At 74.2% G+C, this 22,909-nt stretch carries 18 protein-coding genes; 13 read left to right on the forward strand and 5 right to left on the reverse strand.

Annotated elements, in window-relative coordinates; all coding sequences use genetic code 11:
- Position 1: 1 nt before the first annotated feature.
- Positions 2-922: an ATP-binding cassette domain-containing protein gene (locus ACF08B_RS19900; protein ID WP_392318536.1), complete on the reverse strand. Its 921-nt coding sequence runs from the start codon at positions 920-922 to the stop codon at positions 2-4.
- 108 nt (positions 923-1,030) lie between these two features.
- Here ACF08B_RS19900 and ACF08B_RS19905 point away from each other — a divergent pair, with 108 nt between their 5' ends.
- From ACF08B_RS19905 to ACF08B_RS19915, 3 genes are all read left to right on the forward strand, one after another.
- On the forward strand, positions 1,031-2,185 hold the full coding sequence (locus ACF08B_RS19905; RefSeq protein WP_392318537.1) for a sensor histidine kinase: 1,155 nt from the start codon (positions 1,031-1,033) through the stop codon (positions 2,183-2,185).
- Positions 2,186-2,199: 14 nt separating this feature from the next.
- Positions 2,200-2,856, forward strand: coding sequence for a response regulator (locus ACF08B_RS19910; RefSeq protein WP_392318538.1), 657 nt, complete (start codon positions 2,200-2,202; stop codon positions 2,854-2,856).
- Between the two features lie 127 nt (positions 2,857-2,983).
- Complete coding sequence (locus ACF08B_RS19915; RefSeq protein WP_392318539.1) at positions 2,984-4,141, forward strand: ROK family transcriptional regulator; 1,158 nt, start codon at positions 2,984-2,986, stop codon at positions 4,139-4,141.
- Positions 4,142-4,526: 385 nt separating this feature from the next.
- Here the strand turns inward: ACF08B_RS19915 and ACF08B_RS19920 are convergent, their stop codons facing one another.
- Together ACF08B_RS19920 and ACF08B_RS19925 are read right to left on the reverse strand one after the other, a co-directional pair.
- Positions 4,527-5,288 (reverse strand): GntR family transcriptional regulator, encoded by a 762-nt coding sequence (locus ACF08B_RS19920; RefSeq protein ID WP_392318540.1) that lies wholly within the window; start codon positions 5,286-5,288, stop codon positions 4,527-4,529.
- A gap of 249 nt (positions 5,289-5,537) precedes the next feature.
- A complete protein-coding gene (locus ACF08B_RS19925) occupies positions 5,538-6,416 on the reverse strand; it encodes an RNA polymerase sigma-70 factor (RefSeq protein WP_392318541.1) in 879 nt (292 codons plus the stop codon).
- A gap of 123 nt (positions 6,417-6,539) precedes the next feature.
- Here ACF08B_RS19925 and ACF08B_RS19930 point away from each other — a divergent pair, with 123 nt between their 5' ends.
- From ACF08B_RS19930 to ACF08B_RS19950, 5 genes are all read left to right on the forward strand, one after another.
- Entirely contained in the window at positions 6,540-7,370 is an 831-nt protein-coding gene (locus ACF08B_RS19930) for an alpha/beta fold hydrolase (RefSeq protein ID WP_073895088.1), read from the forward strand.
- 517 nt (positions 7,371-7,887) lie between these two features.
- Complete coding sequence (locus ACF08B_RS19935) at positions 7,888-9,474, forward strand: alkaline phosphatase D family protein (RefSeq protein WP_392318542.1); 1,587 nt, start codon at positions 7,888-7,890, stop codon at positions 9,472-9,474.
- Between the two features lie 147 nt (positions 9,475-9,621).
- Entirely contained in the window at positions 9,622-11,055 is a 1,434-nt protein-coding gene (locus tag ACF08B_RS19940; RefSeq protein WP_392318543.1) for an SWIM zinc finger family protein, read from the forward strand.
- Positions 11,052-13,706 carry a DUF6493 family protein gene (locus ACF08B_RS19945; RefSeq protein ID WP_392318544.1) on the forward strand — a complete coding sequence of 885 codons (2,655 nt, stop codon included), beginning with the start codon at positions 11,052-11,054 and terminating at the stop codon, positions 13,704-13,706. Before ACF08B_RS19940 ends, ACF08B_RS19945 begins: the two co-directional genes overlap by 4 nt.
- 162 nt (positions 13,707-13,868) lie before the next feature.
- Positions 13,869-15,305: a GNAT family N-acetyltransferase gene (locus ACF08B_RS19950; protein ID WP_392318545.1), complete on the forward strand. Its 1,437-nt coding sequence runs from the start codon at positions 13,869-13,871 to the stop codon at positions 15,303-15,305.
- Between the two features lie 467 nt (positions 15,306-15,772).
- Here ACF08B_RS19950 and ACF08B_RS19955 read toward each other — a convergent pair whose 3' ends face one another.
- Positions 15,773-16,972 carry a trans-sulfuration enzyme family protein gene (locus ACF08B_RS19955; RefSeq protein ID WP_392318546.1) on the reverse strand — a complete coding sequence of 400 codons (1,200 nt, stop codon included), beginning with the start codon at positions 16,970-16,972 and terminating at the stop codon, positions 15,773-15,775.
- A 60-nt stretch (positions 16,973-17,032) separates the two neighbouring features.
- On the opposite strand from ACF08B_RS19955, the gene ACF08B_RS19960 reads away from it, so the two are divergent.
- Together ACF08B_RS19960 and ACF08B_RS19965 are read left to right on the forward strand one after the other, a co-directional pair.
- Positions 17,033-17,518 (forward strand): Lrp/AsnC family transcriptional regulator, encoded by a 486-nt coding sequence (locus ACF08B_RS19960; RefSeq protein WP_073895094.1) that lies wholly within the window; start codon positions 17,033-17,035, stop codon positions 17,516-17,518.
- A gap of 53 nt (positions 17,519-17,571) precedes the next feature.
- Complete coding sequence (locus ACF08B_RS19965) at positions 17,572-19,263, forward strand: DUF885 domain-containing protein (RefSeq protein ID WP_392318547.1); 1,692 nt, start codon at positions 17,572-17,574, stop codon at positions 19,261-19,263.
- 33 nt (positions 19,264-19,296) lie between these two features.
- Here the strand turns inward: ACF08B_RS19965 and ACF08B_RS19970 are convergent, their stop codons facing one another.
- Complete coding sequence (locus tag ACF08B_RS19970; protein ID WP_392318548.1) at positions 19,297-20,142, reverse strand: SDR family oxidoreductase; 846 nt, start codon at positions 20,140-20,142, stop codon at positions 19,297-19,299.
- 209 nt (positions 20,143-20,351) lie between these two features.
- Here ACF08B_RS19970 and ACF08B_RS19975 point away from each other — a divergent pair, with 209 nt between their 5' ends.
- The 3 genes from ACF08B_RS19975 (at position 20,352) to ACF08B_RS19985 (ending at position 22,820) form a co-directional block, all read left to right on the forward strand.
- A complete protein-coding gene (locus tag ACF08B_RS19975) occupies positions 20,352-21,029 on the forward strand; it encodes a hypothetical protein (protein ID WP_392318549.1) in 678 nt (225 codons plus the stop codon).
- A gap of 167 nt (positions 21,030-21,196) precedes the next feature.
- On the forward strand, positions 21,197-21,439 hold the full coding sequence (locus tag ACF08B_RS19980) for a ferredoxin (protein WP_392318550.1): 243 nt from the start codon (positions 21,197-21,199) through the stop codon (positions 21,437-21,439).
- Positions 21,429-22,820 (forward strand): NAD(P)/FAD-dependent oxidoreductase, encoded by a 1,392-nt coding sequence (locus ACF08B_RS19985; protein WP_392318551.1) that lies wholly within the window; start codon positions 21,429-21,431, stop codon positions 22,818-22,820. The genes ACF08B_RS19980 and ACF08B_RS19985 overlap by 11 nt, the downstream gene beginning before the upstream one ends.
- Positions 22,821-22,909 lie beyond the last annotated feature (89 nt).

The raw sequence follows: 22,909 nt of genomic DNA on the forward strand, positions 1-22,909 counted from the left end.
GTCAGGCCTCCTGGGGCTGTGCGCTGAACTCGGCCTCGGCGGCGGTCAGATCGAGGTAGGCCTCCTCCAGGGTGGCCTCGCCGGCGGCGAGTTCGAGGACCGGGACGCGCGCCTCGGACATCAGCCGGCCGATGTCGTCCACGCGCGCGTGCCGCACCGTCCAACTGCCGTCCTCGCCGCGGGAGGCGTCGTGCCCGTGCCGGGCGAGCAGGGCGCCGAGGACGACGGGATCGGTGCTGCGGACGCGGACGTGGGGCCGTACGCGTGCGTCGATGAACTCCCGCACCGGTGTGTCGGCGAGCAGGCGGCCCCGGCCGAGGATCAGCAGATGGTCGGCGAACGCGGCGGTCTCGCCCATGAGATGGCTGGAGACCAGGACCGTGCGGCCCTCTGCGGCGAGCCCGCGCAGCAACGTGCGGATCCACACGATGCCTTCGGGGTCGAGGCCGTTCGCGGGCTCGTCGAGCAGGATCACCTCGGGGTCGCCGAGCAGGGCGGCGGCGATGCCGAGCCGCTGGCGCATGCCCAGGGAGTACGTCTTCACCCGGCGTTCCGCGACCGCGGCGAGTCCGGTCTCCTCCAGCACCGTGTCGACCCGCCGGGCCGGGATGCGGTTGCTGACGGCCAGGGCCCGCAGATGGTCGTGTGCCGTGCGGGAGCCGTGTGCGGCACGCGCGTCGAGCAGGGCGCCCACCCGGCGCAGCGGGTCCCGCAGTTCGGTGTAGGCGCGGCCGCCGATCACGGCCGTACCGGAGGTGGGCCGGTCGAGGCCGAGGACGAGTCGCATGGTGGTGGACTTGCCCGCGCCGTTGGGGCCGAGGAAGCCGGTGACACTGCCGGGGCGCACTCGGAAGGTCAGCCCGTCGACGGCCCGGCGGCCGGCGTACTCCTTGGTGAGGTCTCGTACGTCGATGCTCAACATGACCGACAGCCTGGCCCTTCGCGGGCGGTTGCCCCTCCCCCGCCGGTGGGGACCGCCTCCCCCGTGCGGGGGAGGTCCGTCTCCGGTGCCACCTGCGACGATGTGCTCATGGTCCGCTGCCTGCGCCCGCTTCTGCGGGGGACGACGTACACCCGGCTGCTGCATCTGTGGGTGCCCATGCTGATGGAGAGCGTGTGGCTGTTCATCGACATGTCGAAGCCGTGGGTGCCCGCGCTCGTCCTCCTGCCGGTCGGCCTGGTACCCGCCGTGCGCGTGGGCGAGGGCGTCCAGGCCCGGCTGCTGCTGACGCCCGGCAAGGAGGAGCCGGGCATCTCGGTGACGCCGTCGGCGAGTTGGCGGGACCGGGGGCGCACGGTGCTCTGGCTCGAGCTGCGGATGCTCCTCGCCGTGCCGACGACGTTCGCTTCGGTGTGGCTGCCGGTCTTCTCCTACGAGCTGGGGCGGCTCGCGGGCGGGCACACCAACCCCCACTCCCCGTTGCTGGACGAGGTGCAGCCGCACTGGGCGTACGGGCTCCTCGTCCCGCTCCCCCTGATCGCCCTGTACGGCCTGGTGGTGGGCCTCGGCGCGCTGGCCACCGCCGGGGCCCGCCGGCTGCTCGGTCCGTCCGCCGCCGAGCGGCTGGAGGCCCTGGAGCAGCGCACCGAGCAGCTGCTCGAACGCACCCGCATCGCGCGGGAGTTGCACGACTCGATCGGGCACGCTCTGACGGTCGCGGTGGTGCAGGCGGGCGCGGCACGGGCGGCCGGCGACCCCGGTTTCACCGACCGTGCGCTGGCCGCCATCGAGGAGACCGGCCGGGCCGCCCTGGAGGACTTGGAGCGGGTGCTGGGCGTGCTGCGCGAGGCCGACCGGCCGGTGAGCGCGAGACCCACCCTGGCCGACGCGGGCCGGCTGCTGGATTCGGCCAGGACCTCCGGTGCGAAGGTCGACGCCGAGGTGACCGGTCCGGTCGCCGCCCTGCCCGGGCCGGTGTCCCGGGAGGGCTACCGCATCCTCCAGGAGGCGCTCACCAACGTGCTGCGGCACGCGGGAGCCGTCCCGGTGCGGGTCCGTGTCCGGGTCACCGGCGACCGGCTGGACCTGGAGGTCCGCAATCCGCTGCCGGCTCCGGTGCCCGGCCCGGGGCGGGGCAGCGGTCTGCGCGGCATACGCGAGCGGGCCGCGCTGCTCGGCGGCACGGCCCGCACCGGCCCCGACGAGGGCGACTGGCAGGTGCGCGCGGAGCTGCCGCTGGGTTGATCTACGCTGGCGGGATGCCGGTCACCGTACTCCTCGTCGACGACGAGCCCTTGGTCCGCGCGGGTCTGCGGGCCGTTCTGGAGGCCCAGCCCGACATCGAGGTGGTCGGTGAGGCGGCCGACGGGGCCGCCGTCATCCCGCTGGTGCGTCAACTGCGGCCGGACGTCGTCGCGATGGACGTCCGCATGCCGCTGCTGGACGGCATCGAGGCCACCCGCGCGGTGCTGCGCACGGTGCCCGAGCCGCCGAAGATCCTGGTGGTGACCACCTTCGAGGACGACGAGTTCGTGTACGAGGCGCTGCGCGCCGGTGCCGACGGGTTCCTGCTGAAGCGGGCCCGGCCGGCCGAGATCGTGCACGCGGTACGACTCGTGGCGGCGGGCGAGTCGCTGCTGTTCCCCGCCTCCGTACGACGCCTCGCCGCCCGGTACGGCGACGGTGAACGCCCGGCGGAGGCCGCGCTGGAGCGGGCCCGGCTCACGGAACGGGAGGCGGAGGTGCTGCGGCTCATGGCGCGGGGGCTGTCCAACGCGGAGATCGCCGAACAACTGGTCGTGGGCACCGAGACGGTGAAGACGCATGTGAGCGGCGTGCTCGCCAAGCTGGGCGCGCGCGACCGCACCCAGGCGGTCATCGCCGCGTACGAGTCGGGATTCGTCGAGCCGGGCTGACCGGGTGCGGGCGGCCGGGTCCGTTCGTCGAGGGCGGCCACCCGGCCCCGGGGCGACCCGCACTCGCCGGGGTGCGCCGGGCCGAGTACGATCCGGCAAACACGCCCGCGAGCTGGAAGGACGGACGGTGGGGCAGCTGACCGGCGGCGATCCCTCGCTGCTGCGAAGGATCAATTCCGCGGTGGTGCTGCACGCGCTGCGGGCCACGGACTGCGCGACGCTCACCGAGGTCACCCGGGTCACCGGACTGTCCCGGCCGACCGTGGAGGGCGTGGTCGAAGGCCTCATCGAGGCGGGGCTCGTCGTGGAGACCGCGGCCGACGAGGGCACCACGCGACGCCAGGGCCGGCCTGCCCGACGGTTCCGGTTCCGGGCCGAGGCGGGCCATCTGCTGGGCCTGGAGATCGGGCCGCACCGGGTCGCCGCGCTGCTGTCCGACCTGGACGGGCGGGTGCTCGGCGCGCAGGCCAAGGAGGTCGACGAGTCCGCCCCGGCGGACGAGCGGCTCGACCGGCTGCGCGGCGCGGTCGCCGAGCTGCTGCGGCGGGCCGGGGTCGCGCGCGGTTCGCTGCGGGCGGTGGGCGTGGGCACCCCGGGCATCGTGGAGGCCGACGGAACGGTTCGGCTGAGCACGGCCCTGCCGCAGTGGACGGGGCTGAGGCTCGGGGACCGGCTCAGCCGCTCCTTCAAGTGCCCGGTGCTGGTGGAGAACGATGCCAACGCGGCGGCCGTCGCCGAGCACTGGAAGGGCGCGGCGACCGAGACCGACGACGTCGTGTTCGTGCTGGCCGGGCTCAGTCCCGGGGCGGGTTCGCTGATCGGCGGCCGGCTGCACCGTGGCTACGGAGGAGCGGCTGGGGAGATCGGCGCGCTGCACCTGCTGGGCCGGGAGGCCACGCCGGAGACTCTGCTGTCGACCACCGACGAGCCGCTGCACCCGTTGGACGAGCAGGCGGTCGCCGAGGTGTTCGCGCTGGCGCGGGACGGCGACCAGCGGGCGCGGGCGGCGGTCGAGCGGTTCAACCACCGGCTCGTGCACGACGTGGCCGCGCTGGTCCTGGCGCTCGATCCGGAGCTGGTCGTGATCGGCGGCTGGGCGGCCGGACTCGACGGTGTCCTGGAGCCGCTGCGCCGGGAACTGGCCCGCTACTGCCTGCGGCCGCCCCGGGTGACGCTCTCGCTGCTGGGCGAGGCCGCCGTGGCCACGGGCGCGCTCCGCCTCGCCCTGGACCACGTGGAGGCGCAGCTGTTCGCGGTGGAGGGCGCGGCGACGACCCGCCGCTGACCGGGGCGGGGCGGCCGGAGGCCCTGCGCGGACGGGGCGCTCGGGGCGTTACCAGGAGCGCCTTGCTGCGTGCGGGGACCAGTGCTCGTACTTCAGCAGGGGGCGGGTGTGCCGGTCGTCCGGCCGGACGGGTTCACCGGGCCGCCGGGTGCCGCCGAGTGGGTCGGGTGTGCCGTCCCGTCGGGCGGGGTCCGTGCGTCGGCCCGTCCGAGGCCGGGGCCGAGAAGCGACGGGGGTGGCGGGTATCTCGTCCACGGCCGGTGTGCCGGTCCGTCAGACGCCTCGCGCCCCGGTGGAGTTCCGGGGCGCGACGGTGTGCCGCGAGCGTGGGGCGGACGGGCTCGGGAAGCCCGCCCCACGCTCCGGCGGGAGGCTCGGCGGAGGGTCAGGAAGCCTGGCGCTCGGGGTCGTGGTGTATTTCGACGCCGGCCGAGTCGCCGAAGGTGAGCCGGCAGGTGTCGGCACGGTAGGTCGCCACGGACAGCGCCGCGGTGCGGCCCCGGGCGAAGAAGCGGGTGGTGACGACGAGGACGGGCGAGCCGGGCAACCGGTCGAGTTCCCTGGCGTCGTCCGCACGGGCGGACCCCAGCTCGACTGCGCGCTCCTGCCCCTCCAGTTCGAGCCGCTGGAGCTCGCGCAGCACCGCACGCGCGCGTGCCGGGCCGGACGGGGCGTCGATCGCGGTGAGGTCGGGGACCGAGTCCGCCGGGATGTACAGCAGCTCGGTGGCGACCAGCTGGCCGTGGGACGTCCGGGAGCGGCGGACGGTGTGCACGGCGTCGTCCGGGCCGGTCTCCAGACCGGCGGCGACCGCGGCGGGCGGAGTCTCCTGGGCGCTGTCGACGGGCTGCCAGGCGTCTCCCGCGGCCCCCGGCCAGGTGTGCTGCTCGGTGCCGACGGCGACGCCCACGCGCGGCGGCGCCACGGTCGTGCCGACGCCGCGCCGGCGCTGCAGGCGGCCTTCCAGCTCGAGCTGTTCGAGGGCCTGGCGGAGCGTGGCGCGGGCCACGCCGAAGCGGGCGGCGAGGTCGCGCTCGTTGGGCAGGATCTCACCGACCGAGAACTCCGAGTCGAGTGCCTCGGTGAGCACGGTCTTGAGATGCCAGTACTTCGGTTCCGGCACCGATTCCAGCTGCGTGGTCCCCACCCTGTCCTCCGCAAGAGCCGTGGTCCGGCGGTTTTTAGCGCCCTTGTTTATTAAAGGTTGTTGCACTTCTCTGCGACGATAGGGCTGCCGTCACCCTTGGTCAAGACCAATCCTCGGTCCCCTGCGTCATGTACCGGCCGTCCGCCGTGGAGCGTTCACGAGGCGTTCGTCATGGGCGGTGCGTGTGACATCGCGGCAAAGCCCCCGTCGTACGACAGGGGCTCGCGGGAGCCGGCTCGGCGAGGTGCCTCAGAGGTCGGCGAGGTGCCGCAGCTTGTCGGGGTTGCGGACGATGTACACGGTGCTGACGCGGGCGTCGGCGACGTCCACCTGGATCAGGCTGTCGGGCTTGCCGCCGGACAGGATCAGCACGGCGGGACCGCCGTTGACCTCCAGGAAGCGCACGGACAGCTCGGGTACCGTGCCCGACACGGCGATCAGGAAGCGGCCCACCTTGTCCGCGGTGTGCAGGGTCCGCAGGGGTGCCTTGGCCTTGCCGCCGCTGTCGCCGACGAGGCGGACGTCCGTGGCGAGCAGGGACAGCAGGCCGTCCAGGTCGCCGTCACCCGCCGCGGCGAGGAAGCGTTCGGTCAGGTCACGGCGCCGCACCGGGTCCACGTCGTAGCGCGGTCGTCGTTCGGCCACGTGCCGGCGGGCCCGCCCGGCGAGCTGCCGTACCGCCGCCTCGCCGCGGTCGAGCAGGGCGGCGATCTCGGCGTACGGGTAGCCGAAGGCCTCCCTGAGCACGAAGACGGCCCGTTCCAGCGGGGACAGCGACTCCAGGACGATCAGGACGGCGAGGGACACCGTGTCGGCGAGCACGGCACGCTCCGCGGTGTCGGGGGCGGTGCCGCCGAACTCGGTGACGCAGGGCTCCGGCAGCCACGGGCCGATGTACGCCTCGCCGTGCGCCTTGGCGCGGCGCAGCCGGTCGATGGCCAGCCGGGTGATGACGCGCACCAGGTAGGCGCGCGGTTCGCCGACCTCGGTGCGGTCGGCACCGGACCAGCGCAGCCAGGCGTCCTGGACCACGTCCTCGGCGTCGGCCACCCGGCCCAGCATGCGGTAGGCCACCCCCATGAGCAGGGGCCGGTGCGCTTCGAAGACGTCGGTGAGGTCAGCTGTCACCTCGTGATCCCATCCGACACACCTGGCGGGTGTCCACCCGGGACCGGGTCGGGGGCTACCCGTCGGTAGTAATTGCTGACAAGCTGTCTACGGCGTCCGTCAGCACCCAGACGAGGAGCACCCATGTCCGCCACCGTCTCCTTCCAGGTCCCCACCGCGCACGGCCCGAAGGACGTGACCGTGTCCTACGCGCGCGTGGGACACGGGGCACCCCTGGTCCTGCTGCACGGGATCGGCCATCACCGGCAGGCCTGGGACCCGGTCGTGGACATCCTGGCCACCGAGCGTGACGTGATCACCGTCGACCTCCCGGGTTTCGGCGCCTCCCCTGCCCTGCCGGGCGACCTCGCCTACGACCTGCCCACGACCAACACCGTCCTCGGCGCCCTGTTCGAGGCCCTGGAACTGGACCGCCCGCACATCGCCGGCAACTCTCTGGGCGGTCTGCTCGCCCTGGAGCTGGGCCGCGAGAAGCGCGTACGGTCCGTCACGGCGCTGTCTCCCGCCGGGTTCTGGACGGAGGCCGAGCGCCGGTACGCCTTCGCGGTGCTGCTGGCGATGCGGGGCATCGCCCAGCGGCTGCCGCTGCCGCTGGTGGAGCGGCTGAGCCGCAGCGCGGCCGGCCGTACGGCGCTGACGAGCACCATCTACAGCCGGCCGGCGCGCCGGGCCCCGGAGGCCGTGGTCGCCGAGACGCTCGCCCTCGTGGGGGCGACCGGCTTCGACGCCACCCTGCGCGCGGGCACCGCCGTCCGGTTCACCGACGACCTGCCGGGCCTGCCGGTCACCGTGGCCTGGGGCACCCAGGACCGGCTGCTCCTGCGCCGCCAGGGCATACGCGCCAAGCAGATGATCCCGCACGCCCGCCTGGTGCGGCTGCCCGGCTGCGGTCACTGCCCGATGAACGACGACCCGGCCCTGGTCGCCCGGGTCATCCTCGACGGCAGCCGCTGACGGACACGGTTCACGTACCGACCGCTGGTTGTACGTACGGCCCCCTCGGGACTGTTGATCGGGGCGGCAGGCGCGCTGCCCTCGTGAAGGCCGCGGCCGTCGGCCGGCGGTGCACGGGCGCGGTTTCAGGGCAGTCGCGTACGGGCTCGCCGCGCATCGCCAAGCCGGCGGCAACCTGCGACCGGCGCCGGTCGCGTGCGGGAGACCTCGGCACAGCCACGTACCGGCCGGTCTCGAGTGCCGCCACAGCGGCTGCTGCCAGGCGCACTTGCAGCCCCGCCGACCGCTCGCCGTGCGCACCCTGTCCCAGCCCCGCGCGGCAGCCGTCCCGCGGCCGCCGACCCGCACCGACGCCATCCCGTGCGCCCACCGGCTGACGTACCGTCGGTCTGCGTGACCGTGACGGAGTCCGGTGGCCGCACGGTCCGTTGTTCACCTTCGGTTTCCGTGCGCGCCGCAGCACCCCAGTAGGTGTGGCTCTGCACACTGGCCGGATCCCGTTCCTGGAGGCGCAGCCATGTCACACCGTCCGTTCCCGGGCCGCCGCAGCGTTCTGCGCGGCTCCCTCGCCGCGTCGGCGGCCCTGACCCTGCCCGTGGGCCTCGGCGCGGCCCCGGCGTTCGCCCGGTCCGGGCGCCCCCAGGCGGGCTGGGGCGTGCAGACGGGCGACGTCACCACCGACTCCGGCCTGGTGTGGGTGCGTTCGGACCGGCCGGCCCGGATGATCGTGGAGACATCGGCGACGGAGTCGTTCCGCAACCCGCGCCGCTTCCACGGCCCGCTGCTGGACGCCGGCACGGACTTCACCGGCACGACCCGGCTGCGCGGCCTGCCGTCCGGCGAGCAGATCCACTACCGCGTGCTCCTCGCCGACCCCGACGACCCGCGCCGCACGGGCGAGCCGGTGGCGGGCGCCTTCCGTACCGTCTCCCGCCACCGCCGCGACGGCGTACGGTTCCTGTGGTCGGGCGACCTCGCCGGCCAGGGCTGGGGCATCAACCCCGACCGGGGCGGCTACCGCATCTACGACGCGATGGCCAAGCTCGACCCCGACTTCTTCCTGTGCAGCGGCGACAACATCTACGCCGACGGCCCGATCGGTCCCACCCAGGCCCTGCCCGACGGCAGCACCTGGCGGAACGTCACCACCGAGGAGAAGGCGAAGGTCGCCGAGACACTCGCGGAGTTCCGGGGCAACTTCCGCTACAACCTGCTCGACGACAACCTGCGCCGGTTCAACGCCCAGGTGCCCTCCATCGTCCAGTGGGACGACCACGAGGTCCGCAACAACTGGTACCCGGGCGAGGTGATCGCGGCCACGGACACCCGGTACACCGAGAAGAGCGTCGACGTGCTCGCCGCGCGCGCCCGGCGGGCGTTCGGCGAGTACTTCCCGATCTCCACGCTGCGGCCGGGCGCGAAGGAGGGCCGCGTCCACCGCGTGCTGCGCCAGGGCCCGCTGCTGGACGTGTTCGTGCTGGACATGCGCACCTACCGCAACGCCAACTCCCCCGACGACCAGACCGTCGACCCGCAGGGCATCCTCGGCCGCGAGCAACTGGAATGGCTCAAGCGGGAGCTGTCCCGCTCGCACGCGGTGTGGAAGGTGATCGCCGCCGACATGCCGCTCGGCCTCGTGGTGCCCGACACGACCGAGAGCCGGCCGAACATCGAGGCGGTGGCCCAGGGCGACCCGGGCGCCCCGCTCGGCCGTGAGCTGCAGATCGCCGAACTGCTCAGGTTCGTCAAGCACCGGCGGATCACCGGCACCGTGTGGCTGACGGCGGACGTGCACCACACCTCCGCCCAGCACTACCAGCCGTCGCGTGCCGCGTTCACCGACTTCGAGCCGTTCTGGGAGTTCGTCTCCGGTCCGCTCAACGCGGGCGCGTTCCCGGCGAGCGCGCTGGACGGCACCTTCGGTCCGGAGCGGGTGTTCGTGAAGGCGCCGACGGCGTCGAACGTGTCGCCCGCGGGCGGCTACCAGTTCTTCGGCGAGGTCGACATCGACGGCGGCAGCGGCGAGCTGACGGTCCGGCTGCGCGAGCAGGACGGGACCGTGCTGTTCACGAAGTCGCTCCAGCCGGGCCGGGTCGGCCAGTAGCACCGGCGGGGCCACCGTGCCCCGTACCCTGTCGAGTGTGCCGCGCCCCGGCGTCATCCCCCGGAGCGCGGCACGGCAACTACCCCTGCATCTGGGATGTTTCCGCAGGTCGGACCGATTGTCAGTGGTCGCCTCTACGGTTTTTCCATGACGCGATCACTGCAGGCCGTGGCCTATCGCCGACCCTCCGCGCTGGAGTCGGCGGCGGACGGGCGCCGGCTCGGGCTGGAAACCTCCCGCGGGGCCACGCCGACGGGTGTCCAGGACCATCCGAGCTTCTTCGCGGGCTTCCTGACCACCCCTCAGGTGGCGGCGGCGGGACTGCTCGCGGTGGCCGACGTGGCGGCCGCGCGCTACTACCAGCCGCAACTGCGGGCCTCGCTCGACCCGGTGGTGACGGGCAATGGCGACCGGCTGCGCTTCGAGTCCTTCTCCGGCTGCGGCGGGGTGTACGCCCGCCTGGACGTGCTCACCCCGGGCCTGGACGGCGGCGAGGTGGGTCACGGCACCACCAACGTCGACGTCAACAACCCGCTGCGGGAGGCGCTGACCCGCCTCGGCGGCGACGACCCGCTGCACCTGAGGGTCGGCCCGGACGAACTGGCGGTCACCACCCTGGGCGGACCGGTGGTGGAGAAGAAGGTCCCGCTGCCCGACCGCTGGCTGCGCGGCTTCGCCGAGGCGCAGGTGGTGGCGGCGGGGTTCGACCTGCGGGCCGAACTGCCGGCGGCCGAGGCGGTGCGGTTCCTGCGCGGACTGCCCCGCTCCGACGGCGGCCGCCGGGCCCCCGCCGGGCCGCGCTGGGTGGTGCCGGTGGGCCGGGGGCTGCGGCCGACGACCCGCCCGGTGCCGGGCGCGGTCTGCCTGCCGGGCCCGGAGCGGCTGGCCGCGCTCCAGCGGGTGCTGCGCCACGCCATGGCCCTGCGGGTCTACGGCCCCGCGGTCACCGGTACGGCCCCCGCGGCCGCCGCCTGGGAGGTCGTCCTGGCCGGTATGCGGCTCACGCTGACGCTGTCGCCGGACGCCTCGCGCGGCTTCTCCGGTGAGGGCGGGGTGCTGGACGCGCTGGCCACGGAAGAGGCGGCGGAGGACGCCGAGTTGATCTCCGTCCTGCTGGCCTGGGAGCCGCGCGTCGACGTGGCCGACCTCGCCGCCGCGTCCGGTCTCACCCCGGAGCGGGTCCGTGCCGCCCTGGTCCGCCTGGGCACCTCGGGCCAGGTCGGGTACGACACGGCGGAGGCGGCCCACTTCCACCGGGAGCTGCCGTACGACTCGGGGCGCGCCGAGCGGCACAATCCGCGTCTGCGCTCGGCGCGGGCGCTGGTCGAGGCGGGCGCGGTGGCTCTGGACGGCTCCCTCGCCACGGTGACGGCGGAGGACGGCCATGTGCACCGGGTGCGGGACGCGGCGGGGGTGCTCACCTGCAGCTGTCTGTGGTGGGCGAGGTACCGGGGCGGGCGCGGGCCGTGCAAGCACGCGCTGGCGGTGCGGATGGTCCGGCGCGGTGCGGTGCCGGGCGCGGCGGCGAGCGCCGGCGCGGGGCGGCGGGATCTGGCGGGAATCGACGGGGGTGTGCGATGAGTGAGCTGGTGGAGGCGGTCCGGGCGGGCCGCACGGCGGAGGCGCTGAAACTGCTGACCGGGCTGACGGATGCCGAACGACGGCTTCATCTGCCGGGGTTGAAGGAGTTGCGCAAGGAGATGCGGGCGGTCCCGTGGTGGGAGTCCCGGTCCGAGCGGATCTCTCCGGCGCTGCATCTGGCGGGGACCGCCTGTCAGACGGGCGCGGCGGCGGCCGCCGACTGGCTCGCCGGCGCGGACATGCGCTGGCGTCAGGCACCCACCGAGAGCATCCTGCGGGCGCTGGAGCACCGGGACGCCGCCTGGCTGGCCGATGTCGCACACCGGCTGGCACGCCGGCCGGTGTCCGCGCGGGTGCCGTACCCGCTGATGTCCGGGCTCGTGGCGCGCGCGGGCTGCGAGGTGCCCGTCACGGACGCCTACCTCGTCGGCTGGGTCCAGCACATCGGGGGCCGGTGGGACGATTCGAAGGTGCTGGACGCGCTGCGCGTCGAGCCTCAACTGGCCGCTCTGGTCGCCGGTCTGTTCACGCTCACGGACCTCGGCGAGGTGCGCTGGCTGCTGGAGGACGGACCGCACTCGTGGCAGAGCGCCCTGCTCACCCTGGTCCGGGACGGTGTCCTCGACCGCGGGTCCCTCGTGGACGCCTGCGTCGCCCGGCTGCTGCGCGGCGGCGGCCCCACGGACCACCGGGTCTTCCTGCCGCTGCTCACCGGGCTCGCCCTGGGGAGGGCGGAGGAGCGGGAGCGGATCGCCGAGTGGACCGCCCTCGCCCGGGACGCGGTCTCCCCCGTGGCGGGCCACGCCCAGGCGGTGCTCGCGGCCCTGGCCCTGGACGGCGAGCTGACCCCGCGGCAGTTGGCCGAGGCCTCCGAGGGACTGCTGTTCCGCGCGGAGAAGAAGCTGGTGCGGGCGCAGCTCGTGCTGCTCGGCAAGGTGCTGGCCCGTGAGCCGGGCACCGCGGCGGAGCTGCTGCCGGTGGTGGCCCAGGCGTTCGGGCACGAGGACGCCCAGGTGCAGGAGCGCGCCCTCAAACTGGTCGAACGGCATGCCGCACGGCTGGGCTCGGTCGAGGAGCTGGGCTGGGCGGTCGAGCAGTTGTCCCCCGTCCTGCGCGCCCGGGCGGCCACGCTGCCGGGCATCACCGTGGCGTCCCCGGAGGTGTACGAGGAGATCCTGCCGCCTGCCCCCGTACCGGTGCGCCTGCGGCCCGCGCCGGAGACGGCGGTGGAACTGGCCGAGGAGATCGGCGCGGTGCTGGCCTCCGCCGACGAGGACGTCGCCGCCTACGAGCGGGTGCTGGACGGCCTGGTGCGCCACTCCCACCGGAACCCCGACGCGCTGCGTGAGGCGCTCGGACCGGTCGTCGCCAACCGCTGGTGGGCGACCTCGGACGACACCCACTGGCCGCGTATGGACGACATGTTCGGCAACGGCCGTTACGGCGCACTCGGCGCCGGCGAGGGACTCGACCTGCTCCTCGCGACCCTGCACGGCAAGGTGAGCACGGCCACGCTGCTGGACGCCGTGCGGCGCGGTCCCAATGAGCACGAGTGCCCGCACGCCGGCCTCAGCCGTGTGTTCGACGCCCGGCTGCGCGAGGTGGCGTACCGCCTCCGGGCGGATCCGCTGCCGCTGCTGCTCGCCACACCCACCTGGAGCACCGGCCTGCTGGAGCCGGCGGACCTGGTGGCCCGCCTCGTGGAGTACCGGCGCCTGGACGCCCGGGTCGGCGCGGCCGACTTCGCCCAGGCCCTGCTGCGGGTGCGCACGGACGACCGCGCGGCGGCCGAGGAGGCGGCGCGGCACGCGCGGGCGCTCGGCACCCGCGAGGGTGCGCGGCTGGCCCACCGGCTGTCGGCGGGCGATCCGGTCCGGCCTCCGGTCCGGCGGCGCGTCCACGGCCCGCGCGTACTGCTGGAGCTCGGTGAACTGCCCGATCTCGTGGAGGGGTTCCCGCAGGAGTTCCACCGGCTCGGCGGGCCGGTCTCCGTCTTCACGGAGCGCTGGTGCGGTCACTGGGACCACGCGCTGCGCCGTCACTGGCTCGCCGTGCTGCCGGAGCGCCGGGAGCTGGTCGCGATCCGGCTGCTGCACGACGTGGCGGCCACGGCCGTGGACGACAGCCGTGGTGCCGTCGTCCTGCCGCTGCTCGCCGAGTCCGGTGGAGAGGCCGGTGAGGCCGTGCACCTGTGCGTGGCCTACGGTCTCGGCGCACGGCACGCGGAGGACCGGCTCGCCGCCGTGGACGCCCTGCTGGTGCTGGCCGGGCGCGGGCAGCTCGACACCGCGGTGCTGGGCGCGGACCTCGGCCAGCTGGTGCGGCGCGGCGCGGTGAAACCGCAGCGACTGGCCGACTCGGCTCGGACGGCGGCGGCCACCGGAGCGCACGCGACGGTCTGGGAGACGTTGCGGCACACCCTTCCCGTGCTGTTCGCCGACCTCGCGACCGGCCGGCCGGAGGCGTCCGCCGTTCCCGCCAGAGGGCTCGGGGATCTGCTGGCCGCGGCGGCGGACTGCGCCGAGCGTTCCGGGGCACACGGAGAGCTGCCGCATCTGGCGGGCATCGCCGCGCGCAAGGGCAGCTCCCGGCTGGTCACCGAGGCGCGGCGGCTGCGAGCCGCGCTCGCCTCGGAGGCGCTGGCCGCGTGAACGGGTCGGGTCCGGCCGTGGACCGGCCTGCGGGTGCGGGTCGGCCGCACCCGCAGCAGTAGAAATTCCAACAAATGGGGCGGAGCATGCTTTACCCATCGGTCACAAACCGTTCGTGATCACGCAACACCCTTCCTTCACAGTGGCTGCATGACTCCAGACATGTCTGATGTGACCCGGACGAAGCACGGACGACCCGTGCACCACTGGCGGCGGGACGTCGTCGAACTCGCCGCGCTCTTCACGGCCGTCGCGGTGGCGGACGCGGTGGCGAACCTGATCGGCCACGGACCCGACGGTCCGACTTTGTTGGTGATCTCCGCGATGGTGCTGGCGGCGACGGCAGGCTTCCACATCTGGTGGGCACGGCGCCACGGACACGCACCGCCGGTCAGTGATACCGGTGCCCGGCAGGCCGCGCGGACGCGGTCGGCCGGGCCCACCGGACAGCCCGGCGCCTCGACGGACGAGGTGGCCGGCACCGGTGCGCTGTGGCGGATGCGGACGACGGTGAAGGACGAACCCGGATCGCTGGCGGCGCTCTGCGCCGCGCTGGCCGAGTACCGGGTCGACATCCTCAGCCTGCAGACGCACCCGCTGGCCGACGGCACCGTGGACGAGTTCCTGGTCCGGGCGCCGGGCGGACTGCAGGCGGCCGAACTCACCCGGGCGGTCTCGCTGGCCGGGGGCAGGTCCACCTGGATCGAGCGGGCCGACGCCCACGATCTGGTCGACGCCCCGACCCGGGTGCTCGGCCTGGCGGCCCGCACCGCACTGGACGCCGCGGAACTGCCCCTTGCCCTGCGTCAGTTGCTGGGCCGGTGCTCGATCCGTTCGCTGCCCGGGACACCGTTCGGGGGCGGGCGCGGGCCGGAGCCGGTGCCGGTGGAGGGCGTCCTGGAGGACACGGTCATGCGCCTGCGGGCGCCGGAGGGCGGTGTGCTCACCGTGGAGCGGCCGTATCTGCCGTTCACGCCGACCGAGTTCGCGCGGGCCCGGGCCCTGGTGGAGCTGGACAGCCGGCTCGGCCCGCGGATCCCGGAGGGCACCGACGTGCTGACGCTGCCCGAGGGCAACGACATCACCGTGCGGCGGATCGACACCGGGGACCTGCCGGCGGCGAAGGCGATGCACGACCGGTGCTCGGCGCGCACCCTCGGCATGCGCTACCACGGCCCGGTCCCCGACGCCGACCGCTATCTGAACCATCTGCTCAGCCCGCGCTTCGGGCGGACCCTCGCCGCCCAGACCACCTCGGGCCGCGTCGTCGGCCTCGGGCATCTGCTGTGGGACGGTGACGAGACCGAGATCGCGCTGCTGATCGAGGACGCGTGGCAGCGGCGCGGTATCGGCGCGGAACTGCTCGGCCGGCTGGTGACGATGGCCTCGGAGGCAGGCTGCGAGAGCGTGTACGCGGTGACGCAGGCCTCCAACACCGGGATGGTCGCCGCGATGCGCGGTCTCGGGCTGCCCCTGGACTACCAGATCGAGGAAGGCACCCTGGTGATCACGGCCCGGCTGGACGCCACACCGGTCGCCGCACGGCCGGCCCACGACATCGCGCAGGACCGGCTCGGCGCCCCGACCCGCCGGGACTGACCCGCCACCGCACACCCTGACGGCCCGGCCCGCCCGGCCGGGCCGGGCGGGCAACTTCCCAGGGCGCGGCGACGTCAGTCAGCCGGCTTCGTCGCCCGCATCGCACCCGGGCGGCATCGACCCACCGGACCCGTCGCCCGGGCCGGCCGCCGTCGGCTCGTCAGGCCGGCACCAGCCTCCCCGGCCGGCTGAAGCTCCGCTCGGCCGACAGCGGCCCGCGCCGTCGTACCCCCGATCGGCCGGCGCCGCCCAAACGGTCCGCCGGAGCCGCCACGCCGACCGCTTCTGGTTCGACGGTCACGGCCCGCCCGGTGGGCCCGGCCCCCGGGTCCGCCGGCGAGCGTGCACCGGCACCGGCGCCGGGCCCGTACGTGGGCGGTCGGCGGTGCCGCCTCGCGCACCACCGCCGACCGCGCCCGCCCTCCGATCGTCCGGTCCCCCGACCCGGACGACGGCGGACAGCCCGGTCAGTGCACCGCTTCCCGGAGGGGTACCGGGGTGCGGGCCGGGACACCGAGGGCCTGGTCGAGGTCGGCCCACAGGTCGTCCACGTCCTCGAGGCCGACGGACAGCCGCAGCAGCCGGTCGCTCACGCCCGCGCCGCGCCGGTCGTCGGCGTCGACGATCCGGTGGCTGATGGACGCGGGGTGCTGGATGAGGGTGTCGACGCTGCCGAGACTCACCGCCGGGGTGACGAGGCGGACCCGGCTGATGACCTCGTGCGGGTCGTCGTGCACCTCGAAGGCGACCATCGCGCCGCCGAGCCGCGGATAGCGGACGCGGGCGACGCGCGGGTCGTCGCCGAGCCGGCGGGCCAGTTCGGCGGCGTTGGCGGACGCGGCCCTGACCCGGACGGGGAGCGTGGACAGGCCGCGCAGGAGTAGGTAGCCGGCCAGCGGATGCAGCACGCCACCGGTGGCGAACCGTATCTGCCGCAGCCGGCCCGCGAGCTCCTCGTCGCAGGCGACGACCCCGGCGAGCACATCGCCGTGACCGCCGAGGTACTTCGTGGCGCTGTGCAGCACCAGCCGGGCGCCGTGCTCGGCCGGTCGCTGGAGCACAGGGGTCGCGAAGGTGTTGTCGGCGAGCAGCGGTACGGAGCCGCAGGCGTGCGCGACGGCCCGCAGATCGACCTCGGCGAGCGTCGGGTTGGCCGGGGACTCGACCATCACCAGGCCGGTGTCCGGGCGCAGCGCGTCGGCGATGCCGGCCGGGTCGGTCCAGGTGACCTCCGAGCCGAGGAGCCCCGCGGTCAGCAGGTGGTCGCTGCAGCCGTACAGGGGCCGTACCGCGACGACGTGCCGCAGGCCCATGGCGGAGCGGGCGAGGAGGACCGCGCTGAGGGCGGCCATGCCGCTGGCGAAGGCGACGGCGGACTCGGTGCCCTCCAGGCGGGCGAGCGCGGTCTCGAAGCGGGCGACGGTGGGGTTGCCGAGGCGGCCGTAGACGGGCGGACCCACCGGATCGGCGCCGTCGGTGGCGAAGGCGTCGATGCGGGCGGCCTCACCGCGGCTGTCGTACGACGGGTAGGTGGTGGACAGGTCGATCGGCGGGGCGTGCAGACCCTGGCGGGCGAGATCGTCGCGGCCGGCGTGCACGGCCTCGGTGGCCAGTGCTCTCGTTGCGGTGCGTACGTCGTCGTAGGCACCGGTGCTCGCTGTGTCCATGGGCGGAAGGGTGAACATCGAACGGTTCACTGGAATCGAACACCGTGCTACGTTCGGCCAATGGCCGAATCTGTCGTACTGGATCCGGTGGACCTCCACCTGCTGCGTCTGTTGCAGAACGACGCCCGGACCACCTACCGGGACCTCGCCGCGCAGGTGGGCGTGGCGCCGTCGACCTGTCTGGACCGGGTGACCCGGCTGCGCCGCTCGGGGGTGATACTCGGCCACCGGCTGCAGGTCGACCCGGGCAGACTGGGCCGCGGGCTGCAGGCGCTGCTGTCGGTGCAGGTGCGTCCGCACCGGCGGGAGCTGGTGGGACCGTTCGTCGAGCGGATCCGCGAGCTGCCGGAGGCGCGCTCGGTGTTCCACCTGACCGGCCCGGACGACTACCTCGTGCATGTGGCCGTCGCGGACATGGCCGATCTGCAGCGGCTGGTGCTGGACGAGTTCACGGCACGGCGGGAGGTGGCCCGGGTGGAGACCCGGTTGATCTTCCAGCAGTGGGAGTGCGGGCCACTGCTGCCGCCCGGCCACGCCCAGAGCTGAATCCCCCGATACGTGGGTGACGCGGTGATCCTCGGCGTACGAGGATGGGCGGCATGTCTGACACCAAGAGCCCGCTCCCCCGTCAGGTCGCCGACGCGTACGTGGACGACCTCATCGCCCTCGATCCGATCACCGGCACCTACCTCGGCGTACAGGAGAGTTCGAGCAGGCTGCCCGACTACTCGCCGGCCGGTCGGGAGGCCCTCGCGGAGCTGGCCCGGACCACCCTGGCGAAGCTGGACGAGGCGGAACGCCGGCCCGGCGCGGACAGCGACGTGGAGCGGCGCTGCGGCCGGCTGCTGCGCGAGCGGCTGACCGCCGAACTCGCCGTGCACGAGGCGGACGAGCACCTGCGCGCGGTCGGCAACATGCACACGCCCGGCCACTCGGTGCGGGACATCTTCACGGTCACCCCGTCACAGACGGACGAGGACTGGGCGGCGATCGCCGAGCGGCTGCGCGCGGTGCCGGCCGCTCTCGCCGGGTACCACGAGTCGCTGCGACTCGGTCTGGACCGGAAGTTGTTCGCCGCTCCGCGCCCGACCGCGACGTTCATCGAACAGCTCACGGAGTGGACGGACACCGACGGCTCGGGGCGGGGCTGGTTCGAGGACTTCGCCGACGGGGGTCCGCAGGCCCTGCGCACGGAACTTCAGGAAGCGGCCCGCGCGGCGACCGACGCCCTGGTGGAGCTGCGGGACTGGCTGCGGGACGTGTACGCGCCGGCCGTCGAGGGCACTCCGGACACGGTGGGCCGGGAGCGGTACGCGCGCTGGTCCCGCTACTTCAACGGCACCGATCTCGACCTGGACGAGGCGTACGCCTACGGCTGGTCGGAGTTCCACCGCATCCTCGGCGAGATGCGGCAGGAGGCGGAGAAGGTCCTGCCCGGCGCCGAGACGCCGTGGGTGGCGCTCGCGCACCTCGACGAGCACGGCCGGCACATCGAGGGCGTGGAAGAGGTCCGCGAGTGGCTGCAGGGCCTGATGGACAAGGCCATCGCGGACCTGGACGGCACGCACTTCGAACTCGCCGAGCGGGTACGGAAGGTGGAGTCGCGCATCGCCCCGCCCGGCGGCGCCGCCGCCCCGTACTACACCGGGCCGTCGGAGGACTTCTCCCGGCCGGGCCGCACCTGGCTGCCCACGATGGGCCAGACCCGGTTCCCGGTGTACGACCTGGTGTCGACCTGGTACCACGAGGGCGTGCCCGGCCACCATCTGCAGATCGCGCAGTGGGCGCACGTGGCCGAGAACCTCTCCCGCTACCAGGCGACCGTCGGCGGGGTCAGTGCCAACGCGGAGGGCTGGGCGCTGTACGCGGAGCGGCTGATGGACGAGCTGGGCTACCTCACGGGCCCGGAGGAGCGGCTCGGTTACCTGGACGCGCAGATGATGCGGGCGGCGCGGGTCATCGTGGACATCGGTATGCACCTGGAGCTGGAGATCCCAGCGGACTCGCCGTTCCACCCCGGGGAGCGCTGGACGCCGGAGCTGGCGCAGGAGTTCTTCGGGGCGCACAGCAGCCGGCCCGCGGACTTCGTGGAGAGCGAGCTGACCCGCTACCTGACGATCCCGGGTCAGGCGATCGGCTACAAGCTCGGTGAGCGGGCGTGGCTGCTGGGCCGGGAGAAGGCCCGCGCGCGGCACGGCGACGCGTTCGACCTGAAGGCCTGGCACATGGCGGCGCTGTCGCAGGGTTCGCTGGGCCTGGACGACCTGGTCGACGAGCTGGCCCGGCTCTGACTCCCGGGGGCTTCCCGGCCGCCGTCCTCCGGTTCAACGCCGGAAGCCGCCCTCGGAGTTGATGACCTCTCCGGTGATCCAGCCCGCCTCGTCGGTGGCCAGCCAGGCGATGAGGCGGGCCGGGTCGTCGGGCAGCCCCCAGCGTCCGGCGGGGAACCGCGCGGCGACGGCCGCGTGGTCCTCGCCGGTGGCGTAACCGGTGTCCACCGGGCCCGGGTTGACGGTGTTGACGGTGATCGACCGCTCGGCGAGCGCGGTGGACAGCGAGCGGGTGACGGAGGCGAGGGCGCCCTTCTGGAGGGCGTAGGCGATCTCGCCCGGCATGCCGCCGGCGATGTCCTGCCCCGAGGTCATCATCACGACGCGGCCGCCGGGTGCCTCCGGGGGCAGCCGCGAGCGCGCGCGGACGTACGCCTGGACGAGCAGCAGCACCGAGCGGGTGTCCACGGCCCAGTGCGCGTCCAGCATCGCGGCGTCGACCTCGTCCAGGGTGCCGTCGCGGCCGCTGAGGGCGTGGTTGGCGACGAGGATGTCCAGCCGCCCGAACTCCTTTGTGACGGTGTCGATCAGCCGGGCCGGTCCGTCCGGGTCGGCAAGATCGCCGGGCCCCTCCACGACGCGTGCCGCCGGATCGCCGAGCGCCGCGCGCACGGACGCGGCGACGGCCTCGGGGCTGTCGGCGCCCCAGGGCATCTCCATGTCGTGCGGCACGTGATGGTGGAGGTAGACGCCGGCGCCGTACGCGGCCAGCCGCCCGGCGACGGCGTGCCCGATCCCCGCCCGCCGGCCGACGCCGGTGACGAGGGCCGTACGGCCCAGCAGCGGCAGCGGATCCCGGCGCAGGTCCTCCGGGGCGGGGCGGTGCGCGTCAGGAGACATGACCGGCCACGATAGGGGTGCGCCGCGCGCGGTGCGAGCGAATTCCGGCGAGCGGGCCGCGGACCTCGTGCCGCTCCACCACGGCCTGCCCGGTACGGCCCGCCTCCGGGGCGGGCGCCCCCCTCGGCCGTCCGGCCGTCCCCCGGTGGCGCCCGCGGTGGCCAGGCCGCTAGCTGGTGCCGGGGCGACGCGGAGGAGGCGGGCCGGGAATGCGGGAGAAGAGGCCGGGGCAGCGGGTGCTGGAGACACCCGGGGCGGCCGGGCTGGCCGGGGTCGTGTTCGCGCTGCTGCTGGCGGCGACGATCGTCCTGGTCCGGCTGGGGGTCCCCGCGGGGGCCGACGCGATCACCGCCCAGGGTTTCCAGCAGTCCGGGCGGCGCAGGGCCGTGCTGGCGGCCCTCGCGCTGGTGCCCTTCGCCGGCATCTTCTTCCTGTGGTTCGTCGGCGCCGTACGCACCCACGTCGGGGCGGTCGAGGACCGGTTCCTGGCCACCGTCTTCCTGGGCAGCGGACTGATCTTCACGGCCATGATGTTCGGGGGCGCCGCGGCGGCGTCCGCCGTACTCGCCCTGGAGGCTCCCACGGGCGCGACGCCCGGGCCGTCCGTCTGGGACTTCGGCCGGAATTTCGCGTACACGCTGCTGGTGGGGTACGGCATGCGGATGGCGGCCGTCTTCGTGTGCTCCCTGTCGGTGATGGGTCACCGCCTCGGGGTGCTGCCGCGCTGGCTGTCGGTCGTGGGCATCCTCACCACGCTGACGCTGCTCTTCGTGTCCCCGAACGTGCCCTGGGCGGAGCTGGTCTTCCCGGGCTGGTCGCTCGTGCTCAGCCTGCACATCCTCATGGTCGGCCGCAGTGCGAAGGGCCGGGCCGCCGCGTCCTCCTGACCGCGTCGGCACCCCCGCGCCGCCGTTCACCCGGTCGGTCCTCCCGGCGGGCGGCCCCGCAGCCCGGCTCCCATGCTGGCGTGCGGGACATGACCGCCGTCCGGAGCTGACCGCACGCCACGGGGTGGAGCGCACCGGACCTGGCCACCGGAAAGGGCGGAGCGTCGATGAGGCTCGTCGTCGATCTCAACAAGTGTCAGGGGTACGCGCAGTGCGCGTTCCTCGCGCCCGACGTCTTCGCCATGCACGGCGAGGAGTCGCTGGTGTACAACCCGCGTGCGGAGGAGGAGCAGCGGGAGCGGCTGGCGCGTGCCGTCGCCGCGTGCCCGGTGCAGGCGATCACCGCGGACGGTCTGGACGGTGCGGAGGATTCGGCGTCCCGGTCGCCGGGGGCGTCCGATGGCCGCTGACCCCGTGGAATGGCTCAGGCGCGAGGGCCGGATCGTCGTCGTCGGTGCCTCCTTGGCGGGCCTGCGCGCCGCCGAGACCCTGCGCGCCGAGGGCTTCACCGGCGAGCTGACCCTGATCGGTGACGAGCCGTACGAGCCCTACGACCGGCCGCCGCTGTCGAAGTCCGTGCTGCTGGGCCGGGCGTCACCGCTGCACACCGAGCTGCCGCACCGCCGGGAGATCGACGCCAAGTGGCGGCTCGGTGTCCCGGCGGCCGGGCTCGACCTGTCGGCCAAACGGGTCCGGCTGGCCGACGGCGACGAGGTGGAGTACGACCGGCTGCTCATCACGACCGGTGTCCGCGCGCGGCCCTGGCCGAAGGAGGAGGAGGCCCGGCTGGACGGCGTCTGCCTGCTGCGGACGCGGGACGACGCGGCCGCTCTGTACCACCGGCTGAAGGCGGGGCCGCGCCGGGTGTTCATCATCGGTGCCGGGTTCGCCGGTTCGGAGGTCGCCTCGGCCTGCCGGGAGATGGGCATCCCCGTCACGGTCGCGGAGCGCGCGGGGGCGCCGCTGGTGGGTGCGCTCGGCCGAGTGGTCGGCGCGGTCGCCGCGGAGCTCCTGCTCGAGAACGGTGTGGATCTGCGCACGCATGTCACGGTGACCGGTCTGGAGGGCGACGCGACGGGCAGGGTGCGGGCGGTCCATCTGTCCGACGAGAGTGTCGTCGAGGCGGACGTGGTCGTGGTCTCGCTGGGTTCGCTGCGGAACACGGACTGGCTGGCCGGGTCGGGGCTGGGCGCGGGCCCCCGGGGCATCGCCTGCGACGCGGGCTGCCGTGCCTTCGACTTCCGGGGCATCGTCACGGACGACGTCTTCGTCGCGGGTGACGTCGCGCGGTCCCCGCACGCGCTGTTCGGCTACCAGTTCCTGTCGCTGGAGCACTGGGGCAACGCCGTCGCGCAGGCGGAGACGGCCGCGCACAACATGATCTGCCACGGCGCCGACCGGCGGCCGCATCTGTGGATGCCGGCCTTCTGGTCGTCGATGTTCGGCGTGAACATCAAGTCCGTCGGTGTTCCGCCGATGGGCGACCAGATCATGATCACGCAGGGCTCGCCGGCCGAGCGGCGGTTCGTCGGCGTGTACGGCTACCAGGGCCGCGTCATCGCCGCCGTGAGCTTCGACAACACCCGGTGGCTGGAGTTCTACGCGCGGCAGATCGAGCGGGGCGCGCCGTTCCCGGTGGAGTACCCGACGATGGACCGGCGTCCCGAGGGCCGGCAGCCGGTGGCCGCCGACTTCCCCGACCCGTCGCTGCCCACCCACGGGCCCACCGTGACCCTCAGCGGCTACTCGCCGGCCGACCAGCAGCTGGTCTTCCACCCCGCCCGCCACTAGGGCCTGTGTGATGTCGTGATCAGTCGGTGGTCTTCAGGAGGTCGTCGATCCAGATCATTGCGGCGCGGAGGTGGAGGCCTGCGATATAG

It is taken from the genome of Streptomyces sp. NPDC015139 (genome assembly GCF_043079785.1).
GTDB lineage: Bacteria > Actinomycetota > Actinomycetes > Streptomycetales > Streptomycetaceae > Streptomyces > Streptomyces albidocamelliae.

Excerpts from the sequence above, each read along its gene's own strand:
- ACF08B_RS19900 (WP_392318536.1), bottom strand. The coding sequence starts at position 922 with ATGTTGAGCATCGACGTACGAGACCTCACCAAGGAGTACGCCGGCCGC.
- ACF08B_RS19905 (WP_392318537.1), top strand. The coding sequence starts at position 1,031 with ATGGTCCGCTGCCTGCGCCCGCTTCTGCGGGGGACGACGTACACCCGG.
- ACF08B_RS19910 (WP_392318538.1), top strand. The coding sequence starts at position 2,200 with ATGCCGGTCACCGTACTCCTCGTCGACGACGAGCCCTTGGTCCGCGCG.
- ACF08B_RS19930 (WP_073895088.1), top strand. The coding sequence starts at position 6,540 with ATGTCCGCCACCGTCTCCTTCCAGGTCCCCACCGCGCACGGCCCGAAG.
- ACF08B_RS19935 (WP_392318542.1), top strand. The coding sequence starts at position 7,888 with ATGTCACACCGTCCGTTCCCGGGCCGCCGCAGCGTTCTGCGCGGCTCC.
- ACF08B_RS19940 (WP_392318543.1), top strand. The coding sequence starts at position 9,622 with ATGACGCGATCACTGCAGGCCGTGGCCTATCGCCGACCCTCCGCGCTG.
- ACF08B_RS19945 (WP_392318544.1), top strand. The coding sequence starts at position 11,052 with ATGAGTGAGCTGGTGGAGGCGGTCCGGGCGGGCCGCACGGCGGAGGCG.
- ACF08B_RS19950 (WP_392318545.1), top strand. The coding sequence starts at position 13,869 with ATGTCTGATGTGACCCGGACGAAGCACGGACGACCCGTGCACCACTGG.
- ACF08B_RS19955 (WP_392318546.1), bottom strand. The coding sequence starts at position 16,972 with ATGGACACAGCGAGCACCGGTGCCTACGACGACGTACGCACCGCAACG.
- ACF08B_RS19960 (WP_073895094.1), top strand. The coding sequence starts at position 17,033 with ATGGCCGAATCTGTCGTACTGGATCCGGTGGACCTCCACCTGCTGCGT.
- ACF08B_RS19965 (WP_392318547.1), top strand. The coding sequence starts at position 17,572 with ATGTCTGACACCAAGAGCCCGCTCCCCCGTCAGGTCGCCGACGCGTAC.
- ACF08B_RS19970 (WP_392318548.1), bottom strand. The coding sequence starts at position 20,142 with ATGTCTCCTGACGCGCACCGCCCCGCCCCGGAGGACCTGCGCCGGGAT.
- ACF08B_RS19975 (WP_392318549.1), top strand. The coding sequence starts at position 20,352 with ATGCGGGAGAAGAGGCCGGGGCAGCGGGTGCTGGAGACACCCGGGGCG.
- ACF08B_RS19980 (WP_392318550.1), top strand. The coding sequence starts at position 21,197 with ATGAGGCTCGTCGTCGATCTCAACAAGTGTCAGGGGTACGCGCAGTGC.
- ACF08B_RS19985 (WP_392318551.1), top strand. The coding sequence starts at position 21,429 with ATGGCCGCTGACCCCGTGGAATGGCTCAGGCGCGAGGGCCGGATCGTC.